The sequence below is a fragment of the Moorena sp. SIO4A5 genome, assembly GCF_010672005.1.
GTDB lineage: Bacteria > Cyanobacteriota > Cyanobacteriia > Cyanobacteriales > Coleofasciculaceae > Moorena.
In genome coordinates, this window is record NZ_JAAHHZ010000018.1 from 1 (window position 1) to 23,848 (window position 23,848).

Annotated in this window: 24 protein-coding genes, 1 pseudogene and 1 riboswitch; of the genes and pseudogenes, 15 read left to right on the plus strand and 10 right to left on the minus strand. The window is 43.4% G+C overall.

Annotated elements, in window-relative coordinates:
- Positions 1-212 precede the first annotated feature (212 nt).
- On the plus strand, positions 213-1,568 hold the full coding sequence (locus F6K57_RS08840; RefSeq protein WP_293066672.1) for an N-acetylmuramoyl-L-alanine amidase: 1,356 nt from the start codon (positions 213-215) through the stop codon (positions 1,566-1,568).
- On the plus strand, positions 1,546-1,677 hold the full coding sequence (locus tag F6K57_RS08845; protein WP_293019385.1) for a hypothetical protein: 132 nt from the start codon (positions 1,546-1,548) through the stop codon (positions 1,675-1,677). The genes F6K57_RS08840 and F6K57_RS08845 overlap by 23 nt, the downstream gene beginning before the upstream one ends.
- 90 nt (positions 1,678-1,767) lie before the next feature.
- Here the strand turns inward: F6K57_RS08845 and F6K57_RS08850 are convergent, their stop codons facing one another.
- Together F6K57_RS08850 and F6K57_RS08855 are read right to left on the minus strand one after the other, a co-directional pair.
- Positions 1,768-2,538, minus strand: coding sequence for a hypothetical protein (locus F6K57_RS08850; RefSeq protein ID WP_293019387.1), 771 nt, complete (start codon positions 2,536-2,538; stop codon positions 1,768-1,770).
- Between the two features lie 143 nt (positions 2,539-2,681).
- Complete coding sequence (locus tag F6K57_RS08855) at positions 2,682-2,828, minus strand: hypothetical protein (RefSeq protein WP_293019389.1); 147 nt, start codon at positions 2,826-2,828, stop codon at positions 2,682-2,684.
- Between the two features lie 303 nt (positions 2,829-3,131).
- Between F6K57_RS08855 and F6K57_RS08860 the strand changes: the two genes are divergently transcribed.
- Both F6K57_RS08860 and F6K57_RS08865 read left to right on the plus strand, forming a co-directional pair.
- Complete coding sequence (locus tag F6K57_RS08860) at positions 3,132-4,370, plus strand: DUF3747 domain-containing protein (RefSeq protein ID WP_293019390.1); 1,239 nt, start codon at positions 3,132-3,134, stop codon at positions 4,368-4,370.
- Positions 4,371-5,203: 833 nt separating this feature from the next.
- The gene (locus F6K57_RS08865) at positions 5,204-6,814 is read left to right on the plus strand and encodes an FG-GAP-like repeat-containing protein (RefSeq protein ID WP_293066677.1); all 1,611 of its coding nucleotides are present in this window, start codon (positions 5,204-5,206) and stop codon (positions 6,812-6,814) included.
- A gap of 532 nt (positions 6,815-7,346) precedes the next feature.
- Here the strand turns inward: F6K57_RS08865 and F6K57_RS08870 are convergent.
- From F6K57_RS08870 to F6K57_RS08885, 4 genes and pseudogenes are all read right to left on the minus strand, one after another.
- Positions 7,347-7,610, minus strand: a complete 264-nt coding sequence (locus tag F6K57_RS08870; protein ID WP_293066680.1) for a hypothetical protein — start codon at positions 7,608-7,610, stop codon at positions 7,347-7,349.
- A gap of 120 nt (positions 7,611-7,730) precedes the next feature.
- A complete protein-coding gene (locus tag F6K57_RS08875) occupies positions 7,731-7,862 on the minus strand; it encodes a hypothetical protein (RefSeq protein WP_293066683.1) in 132 nt (43 codons plus the stop codon).
- A 913-nt stretch (positions 7,863-8,775) separates the two neighbouring features.
- Positions 8,776-9,554 (minus strand): annotated as a pseudogene (locus F6K57_RS08880) (ATP-binding protein); the annotation flags it as partial.
- Positions 9,555-9,705: 151 nt separating this feature from the next.
- Positions 9,706-10,740, minus strand: coding sequence for a class I SAM-dependent methyltransferase (locus tag F6K57_RS08885; protein WP_293066686.1), 1,035 nt, complete (start codon positions 10,738-10,740; stop codon positions 9,706-9,708).
- A gap of 267 nt (positions 10,741-11,007) precedes the next feature.
- Between F6K57_RS08885 and F6K57_RS08890 the strand changes: the two genes are divergently transcribed.
- From F6K57_RS08890 to cobW, 5 genes are all read left to right on the plus strand, one after another.
- Positions 11,008-11,991, plus strand: a complete 984-nt coding sequence (locus tag F6K57_RS08890) for a YihY/virulence factor BrkB family protein (protein ID WP_293066689.1) — start codon at positions 11,008-11,010, stop codon at positions 11,989-11,991.
- A gap of 186 nt (positions 11,992-12,177) precedes the next feature.
- Positions 12,178-12,322: riboswitch (cobalamin riboswitch) on the plus strand.
- A gap of 357 nt (positions 12,323-12,679) precedes the next feature.
- A complete protein-coding gene (locus tag F6K57_RS08895) occupies positions 12,680-13,366 on the plus strand; it encodes a HupE/UreJ family protein (RefSeq protein WP_293066692.1) in 687 nt (228 codons plus the stop codon).
- Between the two features lie 341 nt (positions 13,367-13,707).
- On the plus strand, positions 13,708-14,421 hold the full coding sequence (locus F6K57_RS08900) for a hypothetical protein (RefSeq protein ID WP_293027245.1): 714 nt from the start codon (positions 13,708-13,710) through the stop codon (positions 14,419-14,421).
- A 96-nt stretch (positions 14,422-14,517) separates the two neighbouring features.
- Positions 14,518-14,697: a hypothetical protein gene (locus tag F6K57_RS08905; RefSeq protein ID WP_293066695.1), complete on the plus strand. Its 180-nt coding sequence runs from the start codon at positions 14,518-14,520 to the stop codon at positions 14,695-14,697.
- A gap of 18 nt (positions 14,698-14,715) precedes the next feature.
- Positions 14,716-15,750 (plus strand): cobalamin biosynthesis protein CobW, encoded by a 1,035-nt coding sequence (gene cobW, locus F6K57_RS08910; RefSeq protein ID WP_293042301.1) that lies wholly within the window; start codon positions 14,716-14,718, stop codon positions 15,748-15,750.
- A gap of 73 nt (positions 15,751-15,823) precedes the next feature.
- Here cobW and F6K57_RS08915 read toward each other — a convergent pair whose 3' ends face one another.
- The gene (locus F6K57_RS08915) at positions 15,824-16,132 is read right to left on the minus strand and encodes a hypothetical protein (RefSeq protein WP_293066699.1); all 309 of its coding nucleotides are present in this window, start codon (positions 16,130-16,132) and stop codon (positions 15,824-15,826) included.
- Positions 16,133-16,209: 77 nt separating this feature from the next.
- On the opposite strand from F6K57_RS08915, the gene F6K57_RS08920 reads away from it, so the two are divergent.
- Positions 16,210-16,473: a type II toxin-antitoxin system Phd/YefM family antitoxin gene (locus F6K57_RS08920; protein WP_364302003.1), complete on the plus strand. Its 264-nt coding sequence runs from the start codon at positions 16,210-16,212 to the stop codon at positions 16,471-16,473.
- On the opposite strand, the gene F6K57_RS08925 is transcribed toward F6K57_RS08920, so the two are convergent.
- Positions 16,371-17,690, minus strand: coding sequence for a transposase (locus tag F6K57_RS08925; protein WP_293066702.1), 1,320 nt, complete (start codon positions 17,688-17,690; stop codon positions 16,371-16,373). The genes F6K57_RS08920 and F6K57_RS08925 overlap by 103 nt on opposite strands.
- A 217-nt stretch (positions 17,691-17,907) precedes the next feature.
- On the opposite strand from F6K57_RS08925, the gene F6K57_RS08930 reads away from it, so the two are divergent.
- The 3 genes from F6K57_RS08930 to lepB all read left to right on the plus strand — a co-directional run bounded on the left by F6K57_RS08930 (position 17,908) and on the right by lepB (position 21,098).
- A complete protein-coding gene (locus F6K57_RS08930; RefSeq protein WP_293066705.1) occupies positions 17,908-18,039 on the plus strand; it encodes a hypothetical protein in 132 nt (43 codons plus the stop codon).
- A 171-nt stretch (positions 18,040-18,210) separates the two neighbouring features.
- On the plus strand, positions 18,211-18,585 hold the full coding sequence (locus tag F6K57_RS08935; RefSeq protein ID WP_293066708.1) for a hypothetical protein: 375 nt from the start codon (positions 18,211-18,213) through the stop codon (positions 18,583-18,585).
- Positions 18,586-18,626: 41 nt separating this feature from the next.
- A complete protein-coding gene (gene lepB / locus F6K57_RS08940; RefSeq protein ID WP_293066711.1) occupies positions 18,627-21,098 on the plus strand; it encodes a signal peptidase I in 2,472 nt (823 codons plus the stop codon).
- A 152-nt stretch (positions 21,099-21,250) separates the two neighbouring features.
- Here lepB and F6K57_RS08945 read toward each other — a convergent pair whose 3' ends face one another.
- Positions 21,251-22,141, minus strand: a complete 891-nt coding sequence (locus F6K57_RS08945; protein WP_293066714.1) for an ABC transporter permease — start codon at positions 22,139-22,141, stop codon at positions 21,251-21,253.
- Between the two features lie 300 nt (positions 22,142-22,441).
- Between F6K57_RS08945 and F6K57_RS08950 the strand changes: the two genes are divergently transcribed.
- The gene (locus tag F6K57_RS08950) at positions 22,442-22,579 is read left to right on the plus strand and encodes a hypothetical protein (RefSeq protein ID WP_293066717.1); all 138 of its coding nucleotides are present in this window, start codon (positions 22,442-22,444) and stop codon (positions 22,577-22,579) included.
- On the opposite strand, the gene F6K57_RS08955 is transcribed toward F6K57_RS08950, so the two are convergent.
- Positions 22,553-23,512: an ABC transporter permease gene (locus F6K57_RS08955; RefSeq protein ID WP_293066720.1), complete on the minus strand. Its 960-nt coding sequence runs from the start codon at positions 23,510-23,512 to the stop codon at positions 22,553-22,555. The genes F6K57_RS08950 and F6K57_RS08955 overlap by 27 nt on opposite strands.
- An 8-nt stretch (positions 23,513-23,520) precedes the next feature.
- Between F6K57_RS08955 and F6K57_RS08960 the strand changes: the two genes are divergently transcribed.
- A complete protein-coding gene (locus tag F6K57_RS08960) occupies positions 23,521-23,676 on the plus strand; it encodes a hypothetical protein (RefSeq protein ID WP_293066723.1) in 156 nt (51 codons plus the stop codon).
- Positions 23,677-23,848 lie beyond the last annotated feature (172 nt).

Sequence of the window (23,848 nt, forward strand, 5' to 3'; positions counted from 1 at the left end):
CTAGAAAGACGAGTGGCAGGTTTAACTCCAATTACTGCATGACCACTCCTCCCTCAGGCAACAATAAATTGCACCTTGACCGTTTTGTACGGGTTCATCCCGATTAATTACGGTTTAAGAGTATCTCGAACTTCCCCTAGCCATAGGGAAAGTAAATCCTTATCCTGGAAACAGCAAGTGCTCAATTAAGGGCTGAGGGCAAAAAGCAAGACATGGGACGTATATTTATTTCAGCAGGTCACGGTGGCATGGAACGTGGTGGTCTTGACCCAGGGGCGATTGCCGGTGGGACAACGGAAGCCGAAGAAATGATTGGGCTGCGAGATATGGTGGTGCCAGAATTGCGATCGCGTCGGTATGAAGTATTATCTGTTCCTGATGAATTGAGTTTAAAGCAGACAATTCAATGGATTAATGACCGTGCTGGTTTTGGTGATGTAGCGCTAGAGATTCATGCTGATGCCTTTTCCAATCCTAACATCCGAGGTGCCTCTGCTTTTTACATTTTCAATAACACTGAGCGCAAGAAGCATGGTGAACTAATGCTGCGCTATTTGATCACACGCCTTCCTGAACTGCCCAATCGAGGAGCAAAACCCGATACGGAATCAGGTGTTGGGCGTCTTGCCTTTTGCCGTGATGTTATCCTGCCCTCCCTACTGCTCGAAGTTGGCTTTCTGACTAATCCCCAAGACCGTGCTCTGCTCCAGAATCGACGTCGTGACATGGCCAGAGGCATAGCTGATGGACTTGCCCAATGGAGTAGTTTGATATCTGGTGAACAGCCACCCGATCAACTCAATCCCGTTTATCCCATCATTGATATTAAAATCAATAATCAGACTTACGATGATCGAGGTGTTCTAATCAATAGCAATTCTTACATTCCCATTGACCTAGCCGATCGCCTAGGAGTGGATTTGACCACCGCCGACAATGTCCGTCGTGTGCAATATCGGGGAGTCGTTTATGTTAAGGCCATTGAACTAAGAGAATATAACATCTTTGTCGGTTGGGATGCTCCTACCCGCACTGTGATTTTGCGCTCAATTTCCCAGAAAATCTGTCCAGGTCTGATTGACCGGATCATGGGTCATGGTAGCACCTCCGAAGTCCAGTTACAGATATTTCTTAAAAACAATAATCAGAACGCCCTGACTGAGTTTCCTGACCTAGCTAGGCTCTATCGAGAAGAAGCCTCGGTAGAGGGAGTCAACTATGACATTGCCTTTGCCCAAGCTTGTGTAGAAACTAACTTCCTACGCTTTAGCGATCGCCTTAGACCTGAGCAAAATAATTTTGGTGGTTTGGGAGCAGTGACTAGTGAGGAAGAAGCGACTTTTCCTAGCGCTAGAATTGGAGTACGTGCCCATATCCAACATTTGAAAGCCTACGCCAGTCAGGAACCCCTAGTCCAACCCTTGGTCGATCCCCGGTTTCGCTTCGTTACCCGAGGGATTGCTCCCTTAGTTGAACAGCTCAGTGGCCGCTGGTCAGCTGACTTAGATTATGGCAAGCGAATTATCGCCGTTGTCAGGCGTTTATATGAAGCATCTAACTTGCTTTGATCCCGATTCCCGATTCCCGATTCCCGATTCCCGATTCCCGATTCCCGATTCCACCTCAAGCAGCCCTCTAACTCAGCGCTGCAAGCGCACTACGCATTTAGATGTTTGACATTCCTAAACTCCAAAACTTAGTCATAGTTTACTTCTGACTTCTGACTTCTGACTTCTGACTTCTGACTTCTGACTTGCGCTATAACTACTAAGCTGTCTTGAAAAACCGGATAATTTCTCGGACATTATCCAGAAATTGACTATCTGTAGTTAATTGTGCGATCGCATTTTCAGAATCCCGAGCTAAACGTTGGTGTTCCGCATTGTTATTAGCTTCCAGTTGTGCCATTGATGCTTCAAGTTGGGCTAAGCCTTTGCGAGTCTCTTCCCAGTAACGCTGATGGGTTGCCACCCAAGAGTAAGGTTCTTCTGGGTCTAGTTTCTCTTCTAGACCTTTGACAGTTCTTTCGAGAGCTTCAAAACGATTCTGTAGTTCCATTACATCTCGGCGAGGATACTTAAACTCTTGCCGGATCATCCTTAACCGGGCTGCTAAATACTGGTAAAAACGTACCGCTGGACGCAAAGCAGTTAAAAGCAAAGCTGCTCCCGAACTGACGTAGCCTACAGCACTAATCCCAGTGGCAGCAAGGATGTACAGACCCACAGCAGATAACAGGTGAAGGGCGATTGCTACGGTTAGCGATCGCTTAGCTATCATTTCCACATAGTTTAATTGCTTCGGGTCAACCGCAATCTCATTTGCCCTGGAAGCCGACCCCTCTGCTAAAACTTCCCTAGCTTCCAAGTGGACATTCCACGGAACTGTCACAATCACCAACAGCCACCAAAAGCTAGCCACACCAATTATCCAATCTAGGAAATGACCAGTACTAATGTGCAACCATTGCAACAGCCCAAACACCAATAGAGTTAGAATTCCTAACCCAGTCCCTACACCAGCAATATTAAATAACATCCTAGCGACCTCCGACGGATTTTCAGCCTTGATCCCATCATGCTTAGAGATAACCCTCAGGCTCGAAAACCTTGTGATAGTTTCGCTAGCTTCACACTGATATTAGGTAAGTATTCAGCTATCAGCCGTCAGCTGTCAGCTAATCAACGGTCGGTAGTTGCTAGTGGTGCTTTAGGGACGGACTCACCCTCATTTTCTCGGTAGCCAGTGTTGGGACAGTCCGCTCCGAAAATTGTCACGGGCAAGATGCCCATTCCACAACAAGATGCCCATTCCACCCACCAGGTCAAACAGCTTTTAGGAGATGCACCCTGCTCCTTTTACTCATCCGACCCCGTGCAGTTAAAGCCCCTGATAGCACCTGAAGTAGCACCATCTGTAGCCCATGAGCTGATACGCGACACGCTGATAGCTGATAGCTTATGTGTCCTTAGCTACTTTTGCTCAAATTTTATTAATCAAAATTAAAACTTAAACCATTAGAACCAGAAACATTTAATCTGAAAGTTAATCATTATAGCTTGAAGCAGTCGTCTTAAAATTGACAAATCCTAAAAGCCTAGTACAGATGCTGAAAAACAGAGGTAAGTAGCATGAAGAGTTCTTTAAAACAAAAATTACCACAAAAACTAGCCACCTTCGCCACCGTTGCCCTAGCCACTGCCTTCTCAGCAATCAGTCTTGGCAACCAAACCTCCGCCGCTACCTTTGAGCAAAAACAAGTTGAACAAGGCAAGTTTATTGCTGTAGCTCAACCCTTTGGCGCAAATTCCCATCAATTGCTGATCATAGAGCAAAAATCCAACAAGCGAGCCTGTTGGAGCGAGAGTGGTACTAACCCAGTGATCGTAGACCCACTGCTGTTGAACTTTGACTTTACTGGCATTTGCGGACGCAGTACTGATAGCAATGGCTATTCCATGCGCATGGCGGGTGAAGACTTAGGACTTGATTACATCCTTAGCATTGTTGAGCGTAATGGTGAACTGTTGCTAGTGGGTAAGCACCGCCTTGATCGTAAAGCTCCTGAAGTAATCATCGGTAGAACTGGTGGTATTCGCCAGGGCTTTATGAAAATTTTTCTGCAGCCCGGTTGGGAATTTGCCAAGAGAATGTTCAATGGCAGAGAGCTAGGTCACGTCTACCTTGCTACTAACACACCCCTAGGTAACACAGGAAGTACTGATCCATCCAAGCTTCCTCCACTTCCGCCACGAGAAACCTCTAAATTTCGGGATATTGCTACTGATGTCTATGCCTCAGAAATTGAAAAAGCCGTAGCAATGGGATTTATTGCTGGATTTCAGGACAATACCTTCAGACCCCAAGGGTTTCTCACCAGAGAACAACTCGTGTCTATGGTCATTGAAGGCTTAGGTAAACTGCCAGGTGCTAATATTACTGTCCCCACTCAAGCATCAGGAAGGCCCTATCAAGATGTTGAGGCTGGGCGCTGGAGTGCTGCCAAAATTCAATGGGCGAGGGACAATAATATTGTTAGTGGCTATCCTGATGGCACCTTTCGACCAAATAAGTCCGTAACTCGTGCCGAATTGATGGCAGTACAAAAAAAAGCTGCTGAATTTGCCAAAAACCTCCAAGGTCAGCCAGGGGTACTCGTTTCTAATGGGTCAGTCACACAATTTTCCGACACCGAAGGTCACTGGGCTGTCGCTCTGATTTCTGAAATGTCTGCCTACTGCCAAGTTGCATCTCCCCTAAACGAAAGGGGTAACGCTTTCTTCCCCAATTCTGAAGCACGCCGGAACTATGCCGCTGCTGCTACTCTGCGCATGCTCAACTGTGTCCAGCAGCCCATTACTCAGAAGTAGCACATTATCCTTTAAGAAGGCCACAAGAAACGTCTGTTGATCAGACCTCAAGTAAACAACGTAAGCTATCAGCTGATAGCACCTCAAGTAGCGTGTGCATAGCACATTAGCTGATAGCTTACATCACCCCATTATATCAATTCCGGTAGCCTGGGATTGATCACAAACCCGATTGAATACTGCCGCAAAGTCTCTATTTTATTCCTCCCTTCCTGAACTCTGCCTCTTGGCCGTTTTCCTTCTCTTCTATCCAACATATAAAGATGTAAACGAGAGCTCTATAGCAGAAGTCAGAAGTCAGAAGTCAGAAGTCAGAAGTCAAACTCTTGCGCTTACTTAGGTTTGAGACTTTTGTCATGTCCGCGCCTGCCCTGGCGACTGCTATAAAAGTGAAGACTTTAATAAATCCGTAAAAAAAACTGTAAAGATTTGATTAAGCAAGGAGTTTTATAGTGACATGGAATCATAATTATGTCATCTATAGTAATGTAATTTTTTTTTTAGACAATTTAGATAATTCTTATGAAGTCTAGTTTTAGCTATTGTCCAATAAGAAGCATGAGAAATTTCTTAATTTATTTAATTGAAAGTGAATAAGATTTCGATTACCCAAAGTTTCAGATCCAATCTAGTAATTGGGATTTAGCAATTCCTGTAGTAATTGTGATAATTTTTGGATCCAGATCTGCTGTTCCCTACTCCCTACTCCCTTTGCTATAGAGCATAAACTCCAATACTAATTTTCCATAACACCAAAAACTACTCGGATCTCTTTCCTACTGTTCCCTATTCCCTGTTCCCTATTCCCTAAAAAGGAGAGGATAATAGTAATTATGCCAACATTTGAGGCAGAAGACACAACTAGGCTGAGTTTAGAAAACTACATAGTTTTTGATAGTGACATTGCTTCCGGTGGTCAAGCTATCGAGATTCCCAAAACCAATACTACTGAACAAGGATTCATTCGTTTAACCTGGACAGAAGATGACGGTCCTGCTGGTAACTATAATTTTAAGATTGCCTATTTTGATGAATCAGATGGCCGATCTACCCTGACACTTCGTGTCAACGATATCCCGATTAGTAGATATATTTTCAATAAAAACCCAGGAGAACAGGACAATCCACCCATAGACACACCCAATTCTGGTAATTATATCGGCTTGACTGGTTCTATATTTGATGGTTTATCCAATCCTAATCCTGTCTTTAAAGACGTAGAACTGGCTCCAGGGGATCAGATTGAAATCTCTGCCGTGGCAGATAGTTTGGGGAATCAAACCTATGAACTAGCACGAATAGACGTTATTGAAATAACACCAGCACTGGAAGCTGGCCCAGTTATTACTTTTCCTGAACTTACCATTACCCCTACTGATGGCACATTAGCCGAAACTGTGCCAAAAAGTGGTGGTATCACCATCACCCGTACCGGAGACATTAGTCAAAGCCTAGAGGTAACTTACACGGTCAGTGGCACCGCTAGCTCCTCAGATTACAAGCCCATCCTAACCGGTACCGTTACTATTCCAGAAGGTCAGGAGTCAGTAGATCTCAAGCTCACCCCAATCGCCGATGGAATAGTAGAAGGGGAAGAAACTGTAATTATTACCCTTGAGAATAGTCCCGACTATCAATTAGGTGAGACTCCCAGTGCCACTTTCACCATTACCGACAATGACCAATCCACCATCACCGAGAGTGTGACTATTTTCTGGCGTAATGACGAGACCGGAGTCAATGGTGCTTGGTTGATGGATGGTCTCGACTTAGCTCAAGCCGTAACAATTCATTCACCAACAGAACCAGCCGACAGTCCCTGGCAAATGCAGGGTGCAGGGGATTTCAACAGTGATCAACAACAGGATCTTCTCTGGCGTAATAGCTCTACTGGTGAAACTGGCATCTGGTTGATGGCAGGATCGGTGTTTCAGAATGCAGTGTCCATAACCCCAACTCTAGGCTTAGACTGGGAGATTCGTGGCACGGAAGATTTCAACAGTGATCAACAACAGGATATTCTCTGGCGCAATACTTCCACTGGGGAAAATAAAGTCTGGCTAATGAATGGCACCAATGTCGCTCAGGAGGTGTCCATTCCATCGGAACCAGTCACTAGTATTTGGGAAATGAGGGCAGCGGGAGACTTGGATGGAGATGGTGATGGGGATATTATCTGGCGCAATACTCAAGACCAAACTATTTACTATTGGAGGATGGAAGGGACTCAGTACATTGAATCAGTGTTGATTGACTCACCAATAAGTATTGGTCAGGAGGTAATCCATGGTACCCTCGACATCGATGACAATGGTTTCGATGATATCCTCTGGCGCAATCTCGACGATGGACAAAATAGTGTCTGGCTGATGAATGCTAATGGGTTCGATCGCCTGGAGAGGCTTGAGCCAGTAACTGATCCGAGTTGGCAAAGTTATGTTTAAATACGTAATTTCAATTACCTAAGTATTTAGCCAAGGGCAATCAGCTAAAGCCCTTGGCGCGTTAGCTGATTGCTTACATGTAGAGACGTTATATAGCGTTTACACATGAGATGTAAACCTGTATGGTCTTTTTTTATTGGAGAATAAAACTCCGGATCTGTTTCCCCTCTTACCTTTTGCCTCTTGCCTCTTGCCTCTTGGCCTTTGGGAGTATGTTCACAACTCAAATATAAACTATATAGCTATCAATTTTAAATATTTATAAAAGTTCAAGATTTATAAAATAATCATTTTTGCTTAGGACTTACCCAAAACTGGACTCGAAACCCTATCACTCTAAGGGCTATCACTCCAAAGGCCATAAGTAGTAGGTTACCTTATTAAGGCACCTTACCAGTATAATTACTGCCTAATCCATGTTTATAATAAAACCTATGGTTCGATTATAAACATGGATTAGTTTTCGATGAAAGATAAACTCAATATTTTTATATTAGTTATTTTCTGGATAGTTATATGTATGTTGTGATCTCTAGCATTTTTCAATTAGGTGAGGTACATAATTTTTGGATTTTAGGGAACAGGGAACAGCGGCTCTGGGAATAGGGAATAGGGAATAGGGAATAGGGAATAGGGAATAGGGAATAGGGAATAGGGAATAGGGAATAGGGAATAGGGAATAGGGAATAGGGAATAGGGAATAGGGAATAGGGAATAGGGAATAGGGAACAGGGAACAGCGGCTCTGGGAATAGGTAATAGGGAATAGGGAATAGGTAAAAAACTCTGTACCTCATGACTATGATAAAAGCTATAAAAAAAATCAGAATAGTTATATTAAAGTATATATAAAGTCGATTTTCGGTATTGTTTATACCCGTAGAATTATAGGAATTGGTATAATGGTGTTTACAAATTCAAGGGACGAAAGAATGCAGCGAGGTAGCGCGGTTTTGGAGAGCCAGTTGCTGATCTGAATCCCCATCTCCCCATCTCCCCATCTCCCCATCTCCCCATCTCCCCATCTCCCCATCTCCCCATCTCCCCATCTCCCCACACCTCCCTATCCCCACACTTCCCACACCTCCCACACTTCCCACACCTCCCACACCTCCCTCTCTTTCCCTGATCAGAAGTTCCCTATTCCCTGTTTCCTATTCTCTACCTGCAGCGCGATCGCATTAATTATTCTCTAGTCAGAGAAAATATTGACCAATTTTCATATCCGTAACAATAGGATAAAGTTTTGATAAAATTACTACATTCCATGGTGACATAGTACCCAATTTATGTCATCAATGAATAAAGGATTGTTTGACCGCAAAAACTCAAGCTCTTGGGGGAAGACTATAGTATAGTTCTGAGACTATGTCAGCAAAAGAATTTTGGTGGAGCATCTACGTCATTTAGATAGGTTTTGAAAAACGAAAAATCAAAACCCTGTAACTAATACAGCGGCAGATTGATCAGATTTTTCATTAGCTGTAATAATCGGTGCTTTTGTGAAGGTTTAGCATAGTAGTCTATTCTTGCCCATGACTCTGTAAAGGGTATCGGGATCATGGGGATTGAGTGGATATCAACTTGCTAGCGTATTACTTGCTGCCCAAAATTACCAACTAAAATTACCATAGCTTTAAACACAGATAAAGGTTGGAGACTACAAGACTATGACGAGAATTGAAGCCGAAAATTTTTCTAATATAACTAACTTTGTAACTACTGCTAATCCTGATGCCTCCGGGGGCGCACTAATCAGTCTATTTGATCCTGTTACTAATACTGCTTTCCCCCCTGGTACTGCTAGCACAAGCTTTAATCAGCCCACTGGTAGCTATGAAGTAATCATTGGCATCTTTGACGAAATAGATGGAGAAAGCACCGTCGATGTCAGGATTGGCAGTACCGTCTTTCCCACAATCACTCTTAATAATCCTTCCTCTACTGCTAGCGGTATCCCCNGCTAGAATAATATCCGTCTTGAGGGTATCCAGATCCTCCTGGTATTCCTCCAGAAACTGCTGGGGAGAGTTAGCGTATGCGATCGCTTGTTCTACTGCCTCCACCCGTTGCTCTAAGGCCAAAACACCGTCAGCAGAGAGGGTAATGGCAATTCTGTCCAATAAATGTTCTCGTAATGGTCCCTCGTCGGGATTGTAAGTGGCAATTAAAATTGGTTTGCAGGGATGTTGGAAACTAATGCCCTCTCGCTCAATTAGGTTGCGCCCTTCGGTTAAAACACTCAGTAGCTGGTTAGCAATTTGGTCATCAAGCAGGTTAATGTCATCGACATACAACACACCCCGATGAGCTTGGGCAAGTAATCCTGGTTGAAAGACAGGTTCCCCTTGTTTGACAGATTGTTCCACATCCACCGAACCCAGGAGTCGGTCTTCGGTCACTCCTAGAGGAATTTGGACGAAGGGAGCTGGGATGATTTCGGTATCTGAAGAACCGTCAACCTGTAACTGTTCCTGTAACTGTTCCTGTAACTGTTCCTGTAATGCTTCCTCTGGAGTACAGTTACTCAAGGAACCCTTAACCACTTCAATCGGAGGGAGCAAGGTATGGATTGCCCGTGCCATCACTGATTTAGCTGTGCCACGGCGTCCTGCGATCGCAACGCCTCCTAATCCAGGGTCAATGGCGGCGAGGAGGAGGGCGAGTTTAATGGCTTCTTGACCCACCACGGCGGTGAGGGGAAAGCTAGGGTTGGCAGGTTTTGTGGTCAGTGCGGGCATAGAGCAACTATTGTCAAACTTCCCTGAGTCAAATCATAGTAGTATAATAGTACTCTTTTACGACTCCTTATGGTTTATTTAGCTCCATGGGAAATTCTTGAGGGGGACTTTCCAATACTAAATTGATCTAGGAATCTAGGTCTGACCACAGTTATTGTAAAGACTTGTGATCCTCGGGTAATTCTAAAACCACCCGATAGGCCGTCGAATCGTATGATGATTTGTTCATGGTACCCGCTGTTGCCGCAAAAAGTATCCGGAACGTGCGCCAGATTTGTTCATTTGACTTGTCGATAATATCTGCTTTTTTTTCCATCCAGCGCTCATACATACCCTTAGCCCAAAGATAATAGTTGCGACGGTCGTTATAGATGGCTTGGATCTCAAATGGTGATTCTTTAACAGCATCGATAAATTCCGGCATATACACCATCCGAAAGGTTCCTGGCCAGATATACTTGGTAATAAAACTGTGCGTGCCAAATGACTCTTTGTGTGAGGCAAAGTCGAGATATACTCGTCCGCCAGGTTTAAGGTAGTTCAAGAGACGCTCCATTACTCGAGGATAATCTGACAAATCTTCGATTACCCCCATCATTACTATGCCATCATATTTCTGGCTGGGTTGGAAAGAGAAAAAGTCTTGATACTTGACCTCTGCATCAAAGTTATTTTTTTCAATTAAATCTTCTACATACTGTTTTTGGTGGTTGGATAAGGTAATTCCAGTCACACGGATATTTCGGCGTGCGGCAAAACGCACGAAACCGCCCCAGCCAGAGCCAATATCCAGTACCGAATCATTCGGTTTGAGATTAAGAGATTGAAAGGCAAAGTCTAACTTGCGTTCAGCTCCAACCTCTAGGCTATCCTCATCTTTCTCATATATCCCAGGAGTATAAGTATTGTAATCGGTATCCATAGCGAACAATTGGATATTATGGGAGTCATAATGCTTCGAGATCCAATCTGGATTGCATTTTTCCCGCCCAAGTAAGATGGGCTTGAGTCGCCGACCTATCTTTAGCAAAATATGCTGATCGGATAACAGCTGCTGGAAGGACATGGCCTTGATTAAGTCCCCTTCGAAATCAATATCACCCTTGATGTAAGCTTCCACTATCAGTAATTGGTCTAAAGACATTAGAGCTTTTCGACCAGCTGGATTTTTGATGTATATATCCAAGATCGGTTTCTCTTCTCCAATAGTGGTGAGTGACCCATCTTCCAAATGAATTACAAAGCTAATTGGTAGTTTGCCACCTTTGGATAAGGAGGAGACGAAGTTCCTTACAAACGGGTTTTCAATCATGGGTAACGTCAGATGCTATTGCTTTTCCTGCAATTACCTTACCCCACTAGCTGTCAGCTATCATGCTTAAAATAAATCTCGTTCGCGCAATTGTCAATCTACAATATTCTCAGGCATTGTCAGGTATTTCCAACTGGAAGAATGCCGATTAACCCGTGTCCAGGAGTTATGGTGATGAATCCCAAGGCTATTTTAGGACTGCTTAAGGAAACATTTAAAGAATGGAAGGACGATAACGCATCTAGACTAGCAGCAGCATTATCCTATTACATGATTTTTTCCCTAGCGCCAGTGTTAATAATTGCGATCGCAATTGTGGGGTCTATTTTTGGGGAAGAGGCGGCTAAGGGCGAGATTGTAGGGCAAATCCAAGGATTGGTTGGGGAACAAGGGGCACAGTTTATTCAGACAGCCATTACTAATGCCCATCGGCCTGATGCTAGTGGGGGGTTGGCTTCCTTGATTAGTATTGTGGTGCTGTTGTTCGGTGCATCTGGGGTATTTGGCGAAGTCCAAGATGCCTTGAATACGATTTGGGATGTGAAGCTGAAACCGGGACGAGGCATCTGGGGTATTTTGAAAAAACGGACTCTTTCGTTTATAACAGTGCTGGGTGTGGGAATTTTTCTGCTATTGTCCGCTGTGCTCAGTACTGCCTTATCTGCTTTGGAGTCTTATGAGAGCGAATTCCTCAAGGAACTGGGTTTACTCTGGCTCTACCAACTTAACTTTGTCTGGACAATTCTGGACTTGCTGGTGTCCTTTGGTATCCTTAGCCTGATGTTTGCTCTGGTTTACAAGTACTTGCCAGATGTGAAAATTGCCTGGAAGGATGTCTGGGTTGGAGCAATTATCACTACCTTACTGTTTAACTTGGGTAAATGGCTATTGTCATGGTATCTCGGCAGAAGCAGTTTTTCCTCAAGTTACGGTGCTGCTGGCTCACTGGTGGTTTTATTGGCTTGGGTATACTATTCCTCTCAAATTATCTTTTTAGGAGCTGAATTTACCCAAGTTTACGCTAAAATATTTGGTTCAAAAATCGTTCCCGATGACCATGCTACCCCTCTCCCAGCAGTAGGCCAGTTCCCTAGTGTTGAGGAAAGGGATAACCCAAGATCGTAAGAACAGGGAACAGGGAACAGGGAATAGGGAATAGGGAATAGGGAATAGGGAATAGGGAATAGGGAATAGGTAAAAACTCCTATGTACCTCATTAAACTAAAAACCGCTTTAATTAATTACGATTAATTAATCGTAATTAATATCTTAATTAATATTTAACAAATAATATAGGTCAGATTGTGCTAAACTACCTGAAGTTCCATCGGTTCTGGTGAAGAACACTCACCAGAGGTAACGGGGAAAGTCCGGTGCAAGTCCGGCGCTGTCCCGCAGCTGTGATGAGGTCTGTGACCTCTAAGTCAGAATGCCCGCCAATGGTTTCAGTTGTTAAATCCGTCTGCGAGGTACAGATGATGTCTGATGTAGCATTTCCAAAATTAGTGAGTAGGCAACCACAGTTACTAGTAACGTTTGTGATGCTCTTTTTGAAAACTAGTGGTTGAGTAAAAAGTATTTAATAGGTTTGATCTGTAAGTTTGATAGTAAGCTATAAGCTATAAGCTATAAGCTTAAGCGCTACGCGCACGCTACGCGAACAGCTATAAGCTATCAGCTATCAGCTCAGTTTAAATGTGCTACAAGACTACTTTATCTTTTTTCAAGATAGTCTTAGAAAGCCTAGTCTGTCAAGGTAATTAACACTAAACTGTGCCAATTTTTTGATCAGTCATTGACCAGCATTTACCAGATGTCTAAGAACAAATTTTCCGCGAACAATCGGTCTTATACCTCCCGTTATCAAAACCAGAGACTTGGCTTTAATGCTATAGCTCTGTTGGTATGGATCGGGATTTTAAGTACAGCACAACAAGCCATGGCTCACCATCCCTTTGGTGGCGAGACACCTGATAATTTCATCACAGCATTTTTGTCTGGATTAGGTCATCCCGTGATTGGTTTCGATCATCTCGCCTTTGTGATTGCTGTTGGCTTAATTGCAGCCGGATTTACCAGTGGTTTCCTGATTCCCGGTGCTTTTGTCCTCACCACCCTAGTCGGGACAGGTATTCACTTGCTGGGAATGGACTTGCCAATACCAGAGATTGCGATCGCTACTTCAGTGGTGCTCTTTGGCGGACTACTGTTGAGTGCCAAAATTCCCAATATATCCGTAGTGCTAGGGTTAGCTAGCTTAGCTGGTATTTTTCATGGCTATGCCTATGGTGAAGCAATTGTAGGTGCTGAAATGAGTCCACTATTGGCTTACCTGATTGGCTTCAGTGTGATTCAGTATGGTATTGCCATCCTAGCCCTAGGGCTGAGTAAGAGGTTGATCAAACAATGGAAAGATCAACCCTTCCCACTGATGCGAATTTTAGGCTTTGGTATCTGCTCAGTAGGAGTCGTTTTCCTATCCTCTGCAATTTTTGGATAAGAAGAATTAAGAATGTAGAATTAAGAATTAAGAATGTAGAATTTAGAATTAAGAATTGATGATAATTTATAATTCTGCTTTATGTATTCTGCTTTCAGCATTCACCATTCTTCATTTTGCCTTTCGCCTTAGAGGATATCTAAAAAGTTTTTTGATACTGAATTTTGCCCCCCTAGCCCCCCAATTATGCGGTGCGCACCGGTGGGGAAGAATCAATTTGCTGCTAAAAGTCCCCCAAGCGAGGGATTGCTCCCTTGGGAAACGGGGGCTTGGATGTAGCAAATGAGACTTCTCAGACAACCTCTTAGGTAGCTAGTCCTTTAATTCTGTGTCAAAAACCGATGAAAGCTAACCAAGTTAAACAACTTAACTTTTCCGGTGCCTACATAGATGCGAAGTACGTTGAAAATGTGGAAAATTATCCCATTAACAGTCGTACTATCACCGTTAATCCTGAAGAGACAGATGCTTACCTGAGCGAAAATAACACCAGCATTATTCCGGCTTTTTCATCTACCATCCTCAAAAATACTACTGTCCAAAAAGCCAAATCATTACTTTTGCTGGAGGGAGTAGAGAGCAACAACATCGGCAAGATTGTTTTTGAGCCTGGGTGGAATTTATTAGGTAATTTGATCCACTTCCCCAAAAATATACCGCTGTGGAAGTCTCCTCAAGATGAGGCGGGAATTCTAGAAGTCGATCCCTATTTTATGGCAAGGCAATCGAGTACACCCCATCAACAAGAAAAGTTCTCTGTTAAAGTTAACCTCTGGTATGCTCCTTCTCGTACCGATTGTGCAATCCATAACCAACATGACTTTATTGAGCTTCACACCCAAGTTTTGGGACAGGGACGAATGCAGAAGTTCAAAGAAAAAGATTTTGGGACTCTCTATGAAGATCTCTTGATGACTGAGGGATACACCCAGATCGTTCCTTTTTGTGAAGTACACGAAAACCAGCAATATACCTATCCGTGGCATCAGTATTATTCAGATACGGATTGTATCTGGATGGCGATCGAATATCACCCGATTAAACGTTCTAAATGAACCCTGAGATATTGATGTCTTACCTTCTTGACGGATATATATCCCAACCTTAAATCTACCCTAAACTGAACACCAAAGGCGAACAACAAAATAACCTTGGCCTTTGGCCACGCTACGCGAACAACCTTCAACAAAATAACCTTGGCCTTTGGCCACGCTACGCGAACAACCTTCAACAAAATAACCTTGGCCTTTGGCCACGCTACGCGAACAACCTTCAACCTTCAACCAACCAACCTTCAACCTTCAACCAACCAACCTTCAACCTTAATTTAACTCCTTAACTTACTTAAAATGGCTGCAAAAATTCCTGTTACTGTTGTTACTGGATTCCTCGGTAGTGGCAAAACTACTCTTGTGCGTCACCTGCTACAAAATAATCAGGGCAGGCGCATTGCTGTGATTGTTAATGAATTTGGTGAAGTAGGAATTGATGGAGAACTGTTGCGTTCCTGTCAGATTTGTGATGAAGACGATGACGCCAATAATAATATTTTAGAACTAGCGAATGGTTGTCTGTGTTGCACGGTTCAGGAAGAATTCTTACCGACAATCCAAGAATTGCTGAAGCGTCGTGACAAGATTGATAATATCCTGATTGAAACCTCGGGATTAGCGTTGCCTAAACCTCTAGTTCAAGCCTTTCGTTGGCCAGAAATTCGCACGGGCGCTACGGTGGATGGGGTGGTGACTGTCGTAGACTGCGATGCCTTAGCCGCTGGTACTTTAGTCAGCGATATCAATGCTTTAGAAGCCCAACGTCAGGCTGACCCAACCTTGGAACATGAAACTCCCATCGAGGAATTGTTTGAAGACCAGCTAGCTTGTGCTGATATGGTGCTGTTGACTAAAGTGGATTTAGTGGATAGTCCTACTCAAACCAAAGTAAACAATTGGTTGCAACAGCAGTTACCAAGTAGTGTGAAAGTCGTTCCTTGTCAGGAGGGAGACATTAGTCCTGATTTACTGCTAGGATTTAATGCTGGAGTGGAAGATAATTTAGAATCACGTCCTAGCCATCATGACCATGAAGAAGACCATGACCATGATGATGATATTAATTCAGTTAATTTGATTTTAGATCAGGCATTTGATCCACAGGTAATCAAGACAAAATTACGACAATTGGTGCAACAGCAAGAGATTTATCGTATTAAGGGATTTGTGAATGTTGCTAATAAACCCATGCGGATGGTGATCCAAGGAGTAGGCGATCGCATTGAGAGTTTCTTTGACCGTGCTTGGCAAGCTGATGAAAAGCGTCAGACTCGCTTGGTGTTGATTGGGCAAGGCTTGGAGCAGTTAGGAATTCAGGAGGTATTTGGGTAATAAAGGGAACAGGGAATAGGGAATCGGGAATCGGGAATCGGGAATCGGGAATCGGGAATCGGGAATAACCAATTTAGTAGAGTGGGCATCTTGCCCGCTCGGGAATGAAACAGGCAAGATGCCTGTTCCACCAAGATGGCGGAACATGAAACAGGCAAGATGCCTGTTTCACTAAGATGGCCATTCCACCAAGATGGCGGAAGATGAAACAGGCAAGATGCCTGTTCCACCAAGATGCCTGTTCTACCAAGATGCCGGAAGATGAAACAGGCAAGATGCCTGTTCTACCAATATGCTGGAAGATGAAACAGGCAAGATGCCTGTTCCACCAATATGCCGGAACATGAAACAGGCAAGATGCCTGTTCCACCAATATGCCCATTCCACCGATCAGATTACGGTGCAGTTTCCATGTGAGGTATGTACAATAATGATCTACAAATCAGCCTCAGTGAAACGATGTTAAGTCGGGAAATTACCTATTCTCAAGCAAAAGCTAACCTAGCTAGCATCCTAGATCAAGTTTACGATGAACGCGAAATTATCGTAATCAAGCGTGATAACCAGAAAAATGTCGCGTTAATTGCTGAAGATGAATTGTCTGGTATCTTAGAAACTATTTACCTGTTGCGATCGCCAGAAAATGCCAAGCGCCTGTTTAGGGCTTTGGAATGGGCAGAGTCAGAAGAAGCTACTCGTGACGTACTCCCGACGTTGCCCTGACGGGACAACGCGGGCTTCTTGCCAACACCAGGTACCCCTTCGGTTACTCGGCAAGCTTTACTCCTGACGGGACGCCCCACCGCCAAATTCAATATGTTTTTAGCCGCATTCACATCGCGATCTTTCGTGTATCCACAATGAGGACAAGAATGGATGCGGTCTTTTAATTTTTTAGGTACTTTCGTGCCACAATTAGAACAGTTCTGACTGGTATTTCGAGGATTTACTGCAACTGTAAGCAAACCAGCATTTTCGGCTTTGTTTGATAGTATTGACAGAAATTGTCCCCATCCAGCGTCCAATACAGATTTAGCCATTTTAGTTCTGGCCAAACCTTTAATATTTAACTTCTCGTGAGCGATTAGATCATATTCGTCTAGCAAACTTTTGGCTGTTTTAAAATGAAAATCTTTTCGAGTGTCAGCCACTTTTTTATGAGCTTTTCCTAGCTTAATAACAGCTTTCTTACTGTTGTTACTACCTTTCTTAGAACGGCTAACAGCTTTTTGAATTTTCTTTAACCGTTTTTGAGCTTTTCGATAGTATTGGGGTATTGGTACCTCTGAACCATCAGACTTTGTCAGAAAAGACTTAAGACCCATATCTATTCCGACGGGATTTTCGATGCTGTCTACTGAGATAATATCCGGAACCGTACCATCTTGGATTGACAGCGTGACGTAATAGCCGTCAGCTTTTCGGGTTATAGTAGCTGTTTTTATTTTGAATCCTTCTGGAATAGGTCTGTGATAAATCATTTTGACTTTACCAAATTTTGGAAGAGTCAAAATGTTGCCATTTATTGGATTATTTGAAAGTGACGGAAAAGTAAATGACTTGTATCTATTTTTACTTTTGAATCGAGGTCTTCCGCTCTTTTTACCATTGCTATCTCCCTTAAGAAACCGCTTGAAAGCCAAATCTACTTTTTTAACGCAATCCTGTAATACGTGAGCATGAATATCACTATACCAAGGTCTGTCTTTCTTTAACTGAGGTAGAGTTCTTTTTTGGGAAAAGTAGTCAGGATTGTTTCTTAGATCTGGTAAATGACAAACAAGGGAACAAGAATTAATAGAACAGCGATTTTGCTCAAACCAATTAAACCTATCTGCCAACAAATAGTTGTACTGATGACGCAACATATCCAGCCATTTCTCTATTTTTGTAATTTGCGACTTTGTCAGTCTTAACCGGTATTGATATGCAGATATCATTTTTGTCCTCTTGCTTATCGACCTATTATTAGTCTAACATATGGGTAGCCATATGACAACCCATAACAGTAAAAACATGAAAGATAAAAAGTTGATAGTCAGAGTAACTGACTTTGAAAAACGACAATTAAAACAGGAAGCCGACAAGAGAGGGATGACCCCATCTGAATTGATTAGGAGTTTTATAGCTCGTCTCCCTGTCCCCCAGGATTATTAGTTGGTGATTCCATTTCATTCCATCACCGGGCTATCCTTCCCGACGCTGACCCTATCGGGTACAGCGCGGGGCTGCCGCCATAAAGCTCAACCTTTGGAAGAACTGAAAGAGGAATTGGGTATTAAGTTGTAACAAGGGTAAGAAAGACGGCATTACTTTGTCACAGAGTTGACATTCAGTCAATCTCTTACTAATCTAGCTACTATACAGCCAATACTCCCATTTTTAGTGCATTGATGGTGCTCATGGCTGAAAAGGGATAGACGAATCGCTTTACCGTGAGCGGCTAAGGACAAGTTAGTTATGAGTGGCGATCGCAATATTCAAGCAGGTAGATATAACCGTGAAACCCACAACAACGACCAAAGTACTTACATCGAGGGCGATTACTATAACAATAACCCAGAGCAAAAACAAAACCTCGCGAAAGCTGCGGCACAGATTCAAGAATTACTAGAGACCTTAGACAAAACTTACCCTACTGATACTACCACTGGAAAGATGAAGGTGGCAGCAGCAGCAGTTGAGCAGATTGACACTAACCCTGCTTTGAGTAATAGAGTACTCAGTGCCTTGAAAGCTGGGGGTGTAAGTGCTTTTGAGCAACTGCTGAACCATCCGGCTGCTAGTTTTGTTATCGGTGCGCTGGAAGATTGGCAGGAAACTCAGCAGTCTTAACACCAGACTAAACCTCGATCACTCTAGCTTGATTGACAGTTGTGACTGAAGAACGAAAGCGGCCAGAGCGTGAAATTAATACAGAACATCACCGCGAGGCTAATGTGAATCACCAAGGTTTTTATGTTGAGGGTGATTACATTTATAATTCGGAGCAGCAAAGACATGTGCCAGCTCCCCTTTGGAGAGAATTACAACGCAAGCTAATTGGCTGGCTCGACCGTGATCAGTATGCTGCTAGTTGCATTCGCAAACAGTTACTGGTAGAAGTCAAGCGGGAGGTAACAGCTCGACTCCAGGATTCTCTGCACCAAGACAAGTTAGAGATGAATCTGTATCTGGAATTACCAATGGAGGAGAGCAAGGGGGCGGTAGAACGTGACCAGCGACAGAAAGTAATTCCCCTACCGCCTCAAACCTCAGCAATGGAGGTATTTGAACGGCCAGATGTGAAAGGTCGGTTACTCATTTTAGGGGAACCGGGGTCTGGAAAAACGACCACTTTACTAAGACTAGCCGAGGATTTAGTTAAGCAAGCACAACAGAATAATGCTGCACCGGTCCCCATCATCTTCGAGCTTTCTGCCTGGAAACATGATCAGCAACCCCTTGATCAATGGTTAGTGGCTCAACTCAAAAACAATTACAGCATTGACGAAAAAATCAGCCAACAATGGCTGGAAAACCATCAACTACTGCCCCTTCTGGATGGTTTAGACGAGTTAGGCATACCCCGTCAACGGCTGTGCGTCACCAAAATTAATCAGTTTTTCAAGCAAGACATCCAACGCCGTGGGGTGGTTTGCTGTCGCCTGGAAGAATATCAGCAGGGAAGAGTCAAACTACGTAAACTTAATGGGGCTTATTGCTTGCAGTCCCCCAATGATGTCCAAATCCAAGAGTATCTCCAGCGCCTGGGTAAACGGGAGTTCTGGCAAGTGCTATCCAGTGATGCCCAGATGAGAGAACTGGCAGATAAACCCCTGTTTTTAAACGTGATGGTGACAGCATACCAGGGGCAGCCGATTACCAATAAAGCACAACTGTGGTCAGCCTATGTGGAGGAGCGCTTAAAGTTACCCCTTGATCAGCAAAAATATCCCAAGGGAGTTCCTTATGGGAATAAGGAGACTAGACATTGGTTGACTTATCTAGCTCGGCAATTAGTAGCCGATTCAACCACTGAATTTTTAATTGAAAATATGCAGTCATATTGGTTAAAAAAAGGTTGTCAAAGAAGTGTTTTTAGATTAATTTCTGGACTGATTGTTGGTCTGCTTTATGGTTTGATATTTGGTCTGCTTTATGATTTGATATTTGGTCTGCTTTATGGGCTGATATTTGGGCTAATTTTAGGGCTAAAATTTACGGATTTTAAAAACTACGAAAGACAAGCTGAAGCTTTTGCTGGAAGTTGGGATGGTCTGATTTTTAACATAATTTTTGGGCTGACTTCTTGTCTAATTTTTGGGCTGACTTCTTGTCTGATTTTTGGGCTGACTTTTTTGCTGATTTTTGGGCTGACTTTTTTGCTGATTTTATTTTTGGTATGGATGATTTTTGGGCGTTTTTTTTGCTTAAAAACAGAAATTGCTAAGGAAAACCCTAATCAAGGGATCAAAGAATCGTTTAAAAAAATGTTTATTATTCCCCTGTTTGCTTTTCCGGCTGGGGCATTAATTGATCCCCTTGTCTCCATCGTTACAGGAGCTAACCTTGATTTGACTCGCGCTTTAAGCATCGGTTTACTTGTAGGATTGGTTTCGGCAATAGCAAGTGGGGGTCAAGACTGGATACCGCACTTGACCCTGAGGCTAATTTTGTGGCAAAGGGGAGCAATTCCTTGGAACTATGCCAGGTTCCTCAGTTATGCAGCAGAACGGCGGTTGATTCAGCAAGTGGGAGGGCGTTACCGTTTTCTTCATGATGCCCTGCGTCAGCATTTTGTGGGCAATAAACCTGTTCCTCCCCCCCTGATTGAAGGTTCTAAAAATACTGGGCTGGGCTATATTCTGTTGGGATTTTCTCTGTTTGTTTTTCTAATTCTTAGTAGCAGCATCTATAGGGTTGACAGTGGGCTAAAATCAACGGTAGTACCAGTAGTCAAGAGCGGTGATGTGGTTCTCACGGATAGAGTCACCCGTAATTGGCGGAAATTCCACCACGGAGATGTGATTCACTTTCGGGTTACCAAGAATTTGGCGAAGCAAGGCTTTAATGGTAAGAAGTACATTATGATGCGGATTGTGGCGTTACCTGGGGAAACGTTTGCCATTAAGCAAGGAGAGGTTTATGTCAATGGTCAACGGCTGCAAACTGACTACATTCAAGGAATTCCTATCCAAGATGACGACGAAGTAGAGAGAGAAATCCCTTCTTGTTGCTATTTAGTTTTGGGTGAAAATCCAGATGATCAGGATAAGTTGTTGATGGACTTGGTGACTAGGGAGAAAATTGATGGTAGAGTCTTATTCCGTCTTTTTCCCTTTGGGCGGTTTGGTAGGGTGGATTAATTATATTTGTTGCTATAAAAGCTGTTGTAATTTGACCTGGTGGTGCGTTACGGGGCGGGCTGTTTCAACTGGCTACGAGGCTAAAAATAAGAGCCCCCCCTAACGCACCCTACGCAACGATTCCCGATTCCCGATTCCCGATTCCCGATTCCCTACTTCCTCCTAGTTTGCGGATCCAAAGCATCCCTCAATCCATCCCCAATATAATTAATACTAAGCACTGTTAAAAAAATCGCTAATCCCGGAAAAATTGCCATATGAGGCGCTATTTCAATATAATTTTGGGCATCAAATAGCATCCGTCCCCACGTCGGAACATCAGGGGGAAACCCTAAGCCTAAAAAACTCAAGGTAGACTCAGTAATAATCGCATTTCCCACCGCTAAGGTAGCCGCAACAATTACCGGACTAAGCACATTAGGAAGAATATGAGCCCAAATCAATCGACGAGGTTTAGCACCAATCGAGCGAGCGGCTGTCACAAAATCCATCTCCCGCACTGTCAAGAAACTAGCTCTTACTAATCGCGCCACGGACATCCAATTCAAGCAACCAATGACTAGCACTATCAATATAAAAATACCCAACTCTGGCCCAGCCAGCTGCCGCATGACATCGCGGAATAAATAAATCACTAACAGTAACAACGGTAGCTGAGGTAATGCTAAAAATAAATCCGTCAGACGCATCAGAAACGTATCAATTACTCCTCCATAGAAACCGGATAACGCTCCAATTAACGTCCCCAAGGAAATCGCCACTACCATAGCCGCAATCCCCACCGTTAACGAGATGCGTCCCCCCCACAATACCCGAGCCAGTTGATCCTGACCTAAATCATTAGTACCAAAAGGATGTGCCCAACTCGGTGGCGCACTGGATAGACTAAAGTCAATTTTGTCAATAGGTGTTGTATTAATGAATGGCCCTAAAACAATGGTAATCACCATAATTAGAAGTACAATAGACCCGATTACAGCCATTCGGTCTTGGCGAAACCGACGCCATCCATCTCCACCAAAAAACTTCCACAGAACACTCATTTCGATACATCAGTTGTCAATTGGATAAGGTAAAAATTATTGGGCTTTAGGGAGCAGGGAGCAGGGAGCAGGGAGCAGGGAAGAGGCAAGAGGCAATAGGCAATAGGCAATAGGCAATAGGGAAAAAATTATTTGTACCTCATAGCTATGATAAACGCTATCATGAATTGTGATATAGCGTTTCTAGGATTTATGAGGTACCGTTATCAACCTCAAAGTCCCCCTTATCAAGGGGGATTTAGGGGGATCCCTTTGTACCTCATGGCATAGCGATGCAGCGCGGTCTTGGGGGTTTCCCCCATGAGCGACTGCATCAAGACAGAGAATTGCGATAATTTTTCTTCCCTACTCCCTACTCCCTACTCCCTACTCCCTACTCCCTACTCCCTACTCCCTACTCCCTACTCCCTACTATGTTATTTGAACTCTCGGATCTAGAATGCCATAAAGGATATCAGCGACTAGATTAAATACCACAATTAAAATAGCGTAGATAAAGGTAATGGCCATCACTACTGGTGTATCGTTTCGATAGATAGAATCAATCAGCAACGCACCAATTCCAGGTACTCGGAACACTTGTTCAGTGATTAAAGCACCAGTAAATACAGTAGGAATATCTAGGGCGACTAAAGTAACAACCGGAATCAAAGCATTCCGTAAGATATGGCGATTGACCACTACAAATTGATGTAATCCCTTAGCGTAAGCAGTACGGACGTAGTCTTGATTTAGCTGTTCGAGTATGGATGAACGAATAAAACGCATCAATACTGCTGCTTGAAATAATCCCAATACTACGATGGGCATGATAGACTGCTTGACTTGGATTACAAAACTATTCCAATCTGTTACCTTAAGGGTGCTATCGTAGATAAAAGGGAACCAATTTAGCTGAACACTAAATAGAATAATGAACAGCAAACCAGTGAAAAAGGTTGGTAGAGAAAATCCTAGAAAGGCGAGAGTGGTGACAATGTTATCAAAGATAGAGTAACGTTTAAGTGCCGAAATTATTCCTAAGGGAAACGCCAGCAATACAGCAAAGATATAAGCGGAACCCACAACCCATAACGTAGTAGGTAAACGCTGGAGCATTAGGGCACTAACAGGACTACGGCTAGTGAAAGAATATCCCATATCCCCTTGGATAAATGACCACGCCCATTTAATATACCGAATCGGGATGGGTTGGTCTAAACCAAGGGCTCGACGAATATTTTCCCGAACTTCCGGAGTAATGGAAGGATTAGTCGCAAATTCCCCCATCGGGTCTCCAGGTGCTAAAGCCAAGATACCGAATACTACGATACTGATAGCAATTAAGGTGGGAATGGAAACTAAAAGACGATTAATTAGGTATCGCGTCATTGAAATTGATGATAGCGGTTTTCAATTTGGTAGGGAATAGGGAATCGGGAATCGGGAATCGGGAATCGGGAATCGGGAATCGGGAATCGGGAATCGGGAATCGGGAATCGGGAATCGGGGAAAAATATTGTCTACCTCATAAGTATGGAAAATGCTATAGTTAATTGAAACTTGAATCTTGAAACTTGAATCTTGTTAATTAACGAATAAGCAATGAGTACTAATATCATGTCAGGATAATTACGCTTAATAAAAATCTCCCCAATCTCCCTATCTCCCCATCTCCCCATCTCCCCATCTCCCCACACTCCCGTTAATTATGGGTATTCAACCGGA

What these genes read in the sequence shown, in the direction of transcription:
- F6K57_RS08925 (WP_293066702.1), bottom strand. Translation starts at nt 17,690, where the DNA reads ATGATATCTGCATATCAATACCGGTTAAGACTGACAAAGTCGCAAATT.
- F6K57_RS08870 (WP_293066680.1), bottom strand. Translation starts at nt 7,610, where the DNA reads ATGAGGTACAGAGTTTTTTACCTATTCCCTATTCCCTATTACCTATTC.
- F6K57_RS08950 (WP_293066717.1), top strand. Translation starts at nt 22,442, where the DNA reads ATGAGCGACTGCATCAAGACAGAGAATTGCGATAATTTTTCTTCCCTA.
- F6K57_RS08850 (WP_293019387.1), bottom strand. Translation starts at nt 2,538, where the DNA reads ATGTTATTTAATATTGCTGGTGTAGGGACTGGGTTAGGAATTCTAACT.
- F6K57_RS08960 (WP_293066723.1), top strand. Translation starts at nt 23,521, where the DNA reads ATGATAGCGGTTTTCAATTTGGTAGGGAATAGGGAATCGGGAATCGGG.
- F6K57_RS08915 (WP_293066699.1), bottom strand. Translation starts at nt 16,132, where the DNA reads ATGGGCATATTGGTGGAACAGGCATCTTGCCTGTTTCATGTTCCGGCA.
- F6K57_RS08875 (WP_293066683.1), bottom strand. Translation starts at nt 7,862, where the DNA reads ATGGGGAGATGGGGAGATGGGGAGATGGGGAGATGGGGAGATGGGGAG.
- F6K57_RS08865 (WP_293066677.1), top strand. Translation starts at nt 5,204, where the DNA reads ATGCCAACATTTGAGGCAGAAGACACAACTAGGCTGAGTTTAGAAAAC.
- F6K57_RS08945 (WP_293066714.1), bottom strand. Translation starts at nt 22,141, where the DNA reads ATGAGTGTTCTGTGGAAGTTTTTTGGTGGAGATGGATGGCGTCGGTTT.
- F6K57_RS08920 (WP_364302003.1), top strand. Translation starts at nt 16,210, where the DNA reads ATGTTAAGTCGGGAAATTACCTATTCTCAAGCAAAAGCTAACCTAGCT.
- F6K57_RS08890 (WP_293066689.1), top strand. Translation starts at nt 11,008, where the DNA reads ATGCCGATTAACCCGTGTCCAGGAGTTATGGTGATGAATCCCAAGGCT.
- F6K57_RS08840 (WP_293066672.1), top strand. Translation starts at nt 213, where the DNA reads ATGGGACGTATATTTATTTCAGCAGGTCACGGTGGCATGGAACGTGGT.
- F6K57_RS08895 (WP_293066692.1), top strand. Translation starts at nt 12,680, where the DNA reads ATGTCTAAGAACAAATTTTCCGCGAACAATCGGTCTTATACCTCCCGT.
- cobW (WP_293042301.1), top strand. Translation starts at nt 14,716, where the DNA reads ATGGCTGCAAAAATTCCTGTTACTGTTGTTACTGGATTCCTCGGTAGT.
- F6K57_RS08860 (WP_293019390.1), top strand. Translation starts at nt 3,132, where the DNA reads ATGAAGAGTTCTTTAAAACAAAAATTACCACAAAAACTAGCCACCTTC.
- F6K57_RS08900 (WP_293027245.1), top strand. Translation starts at nt 13,708, where the DNA reads ATGAAAGCTAACCAAGTTAAACAACTTAACTTTTCCGGTGCCTACATA.
- F6K57_RS08955 (WP_293066720.1), bottom strand. Translation starts at nt 23,512, where the DNA reads ATGACGCGATACCTAATTAATCGTCTTTTAGTTTCCATTCCCACCTTA.
- F6K57_RS08845 (WP_293019385.1), top strand. Translation starts at nt 1,546, where the DNA reads ATGAAGCATCTAACTTGCTTTGATCCCGATTCCCGATTCCCGATTCCC.
- F6K57_RS08935 (WP_293066708.1), top strand. Translation starts at nt 18,211, where the DNA reads ATGAGTGGCGATCGCAATATTCAAGCAGGTAGATATAACCGTGAAACC.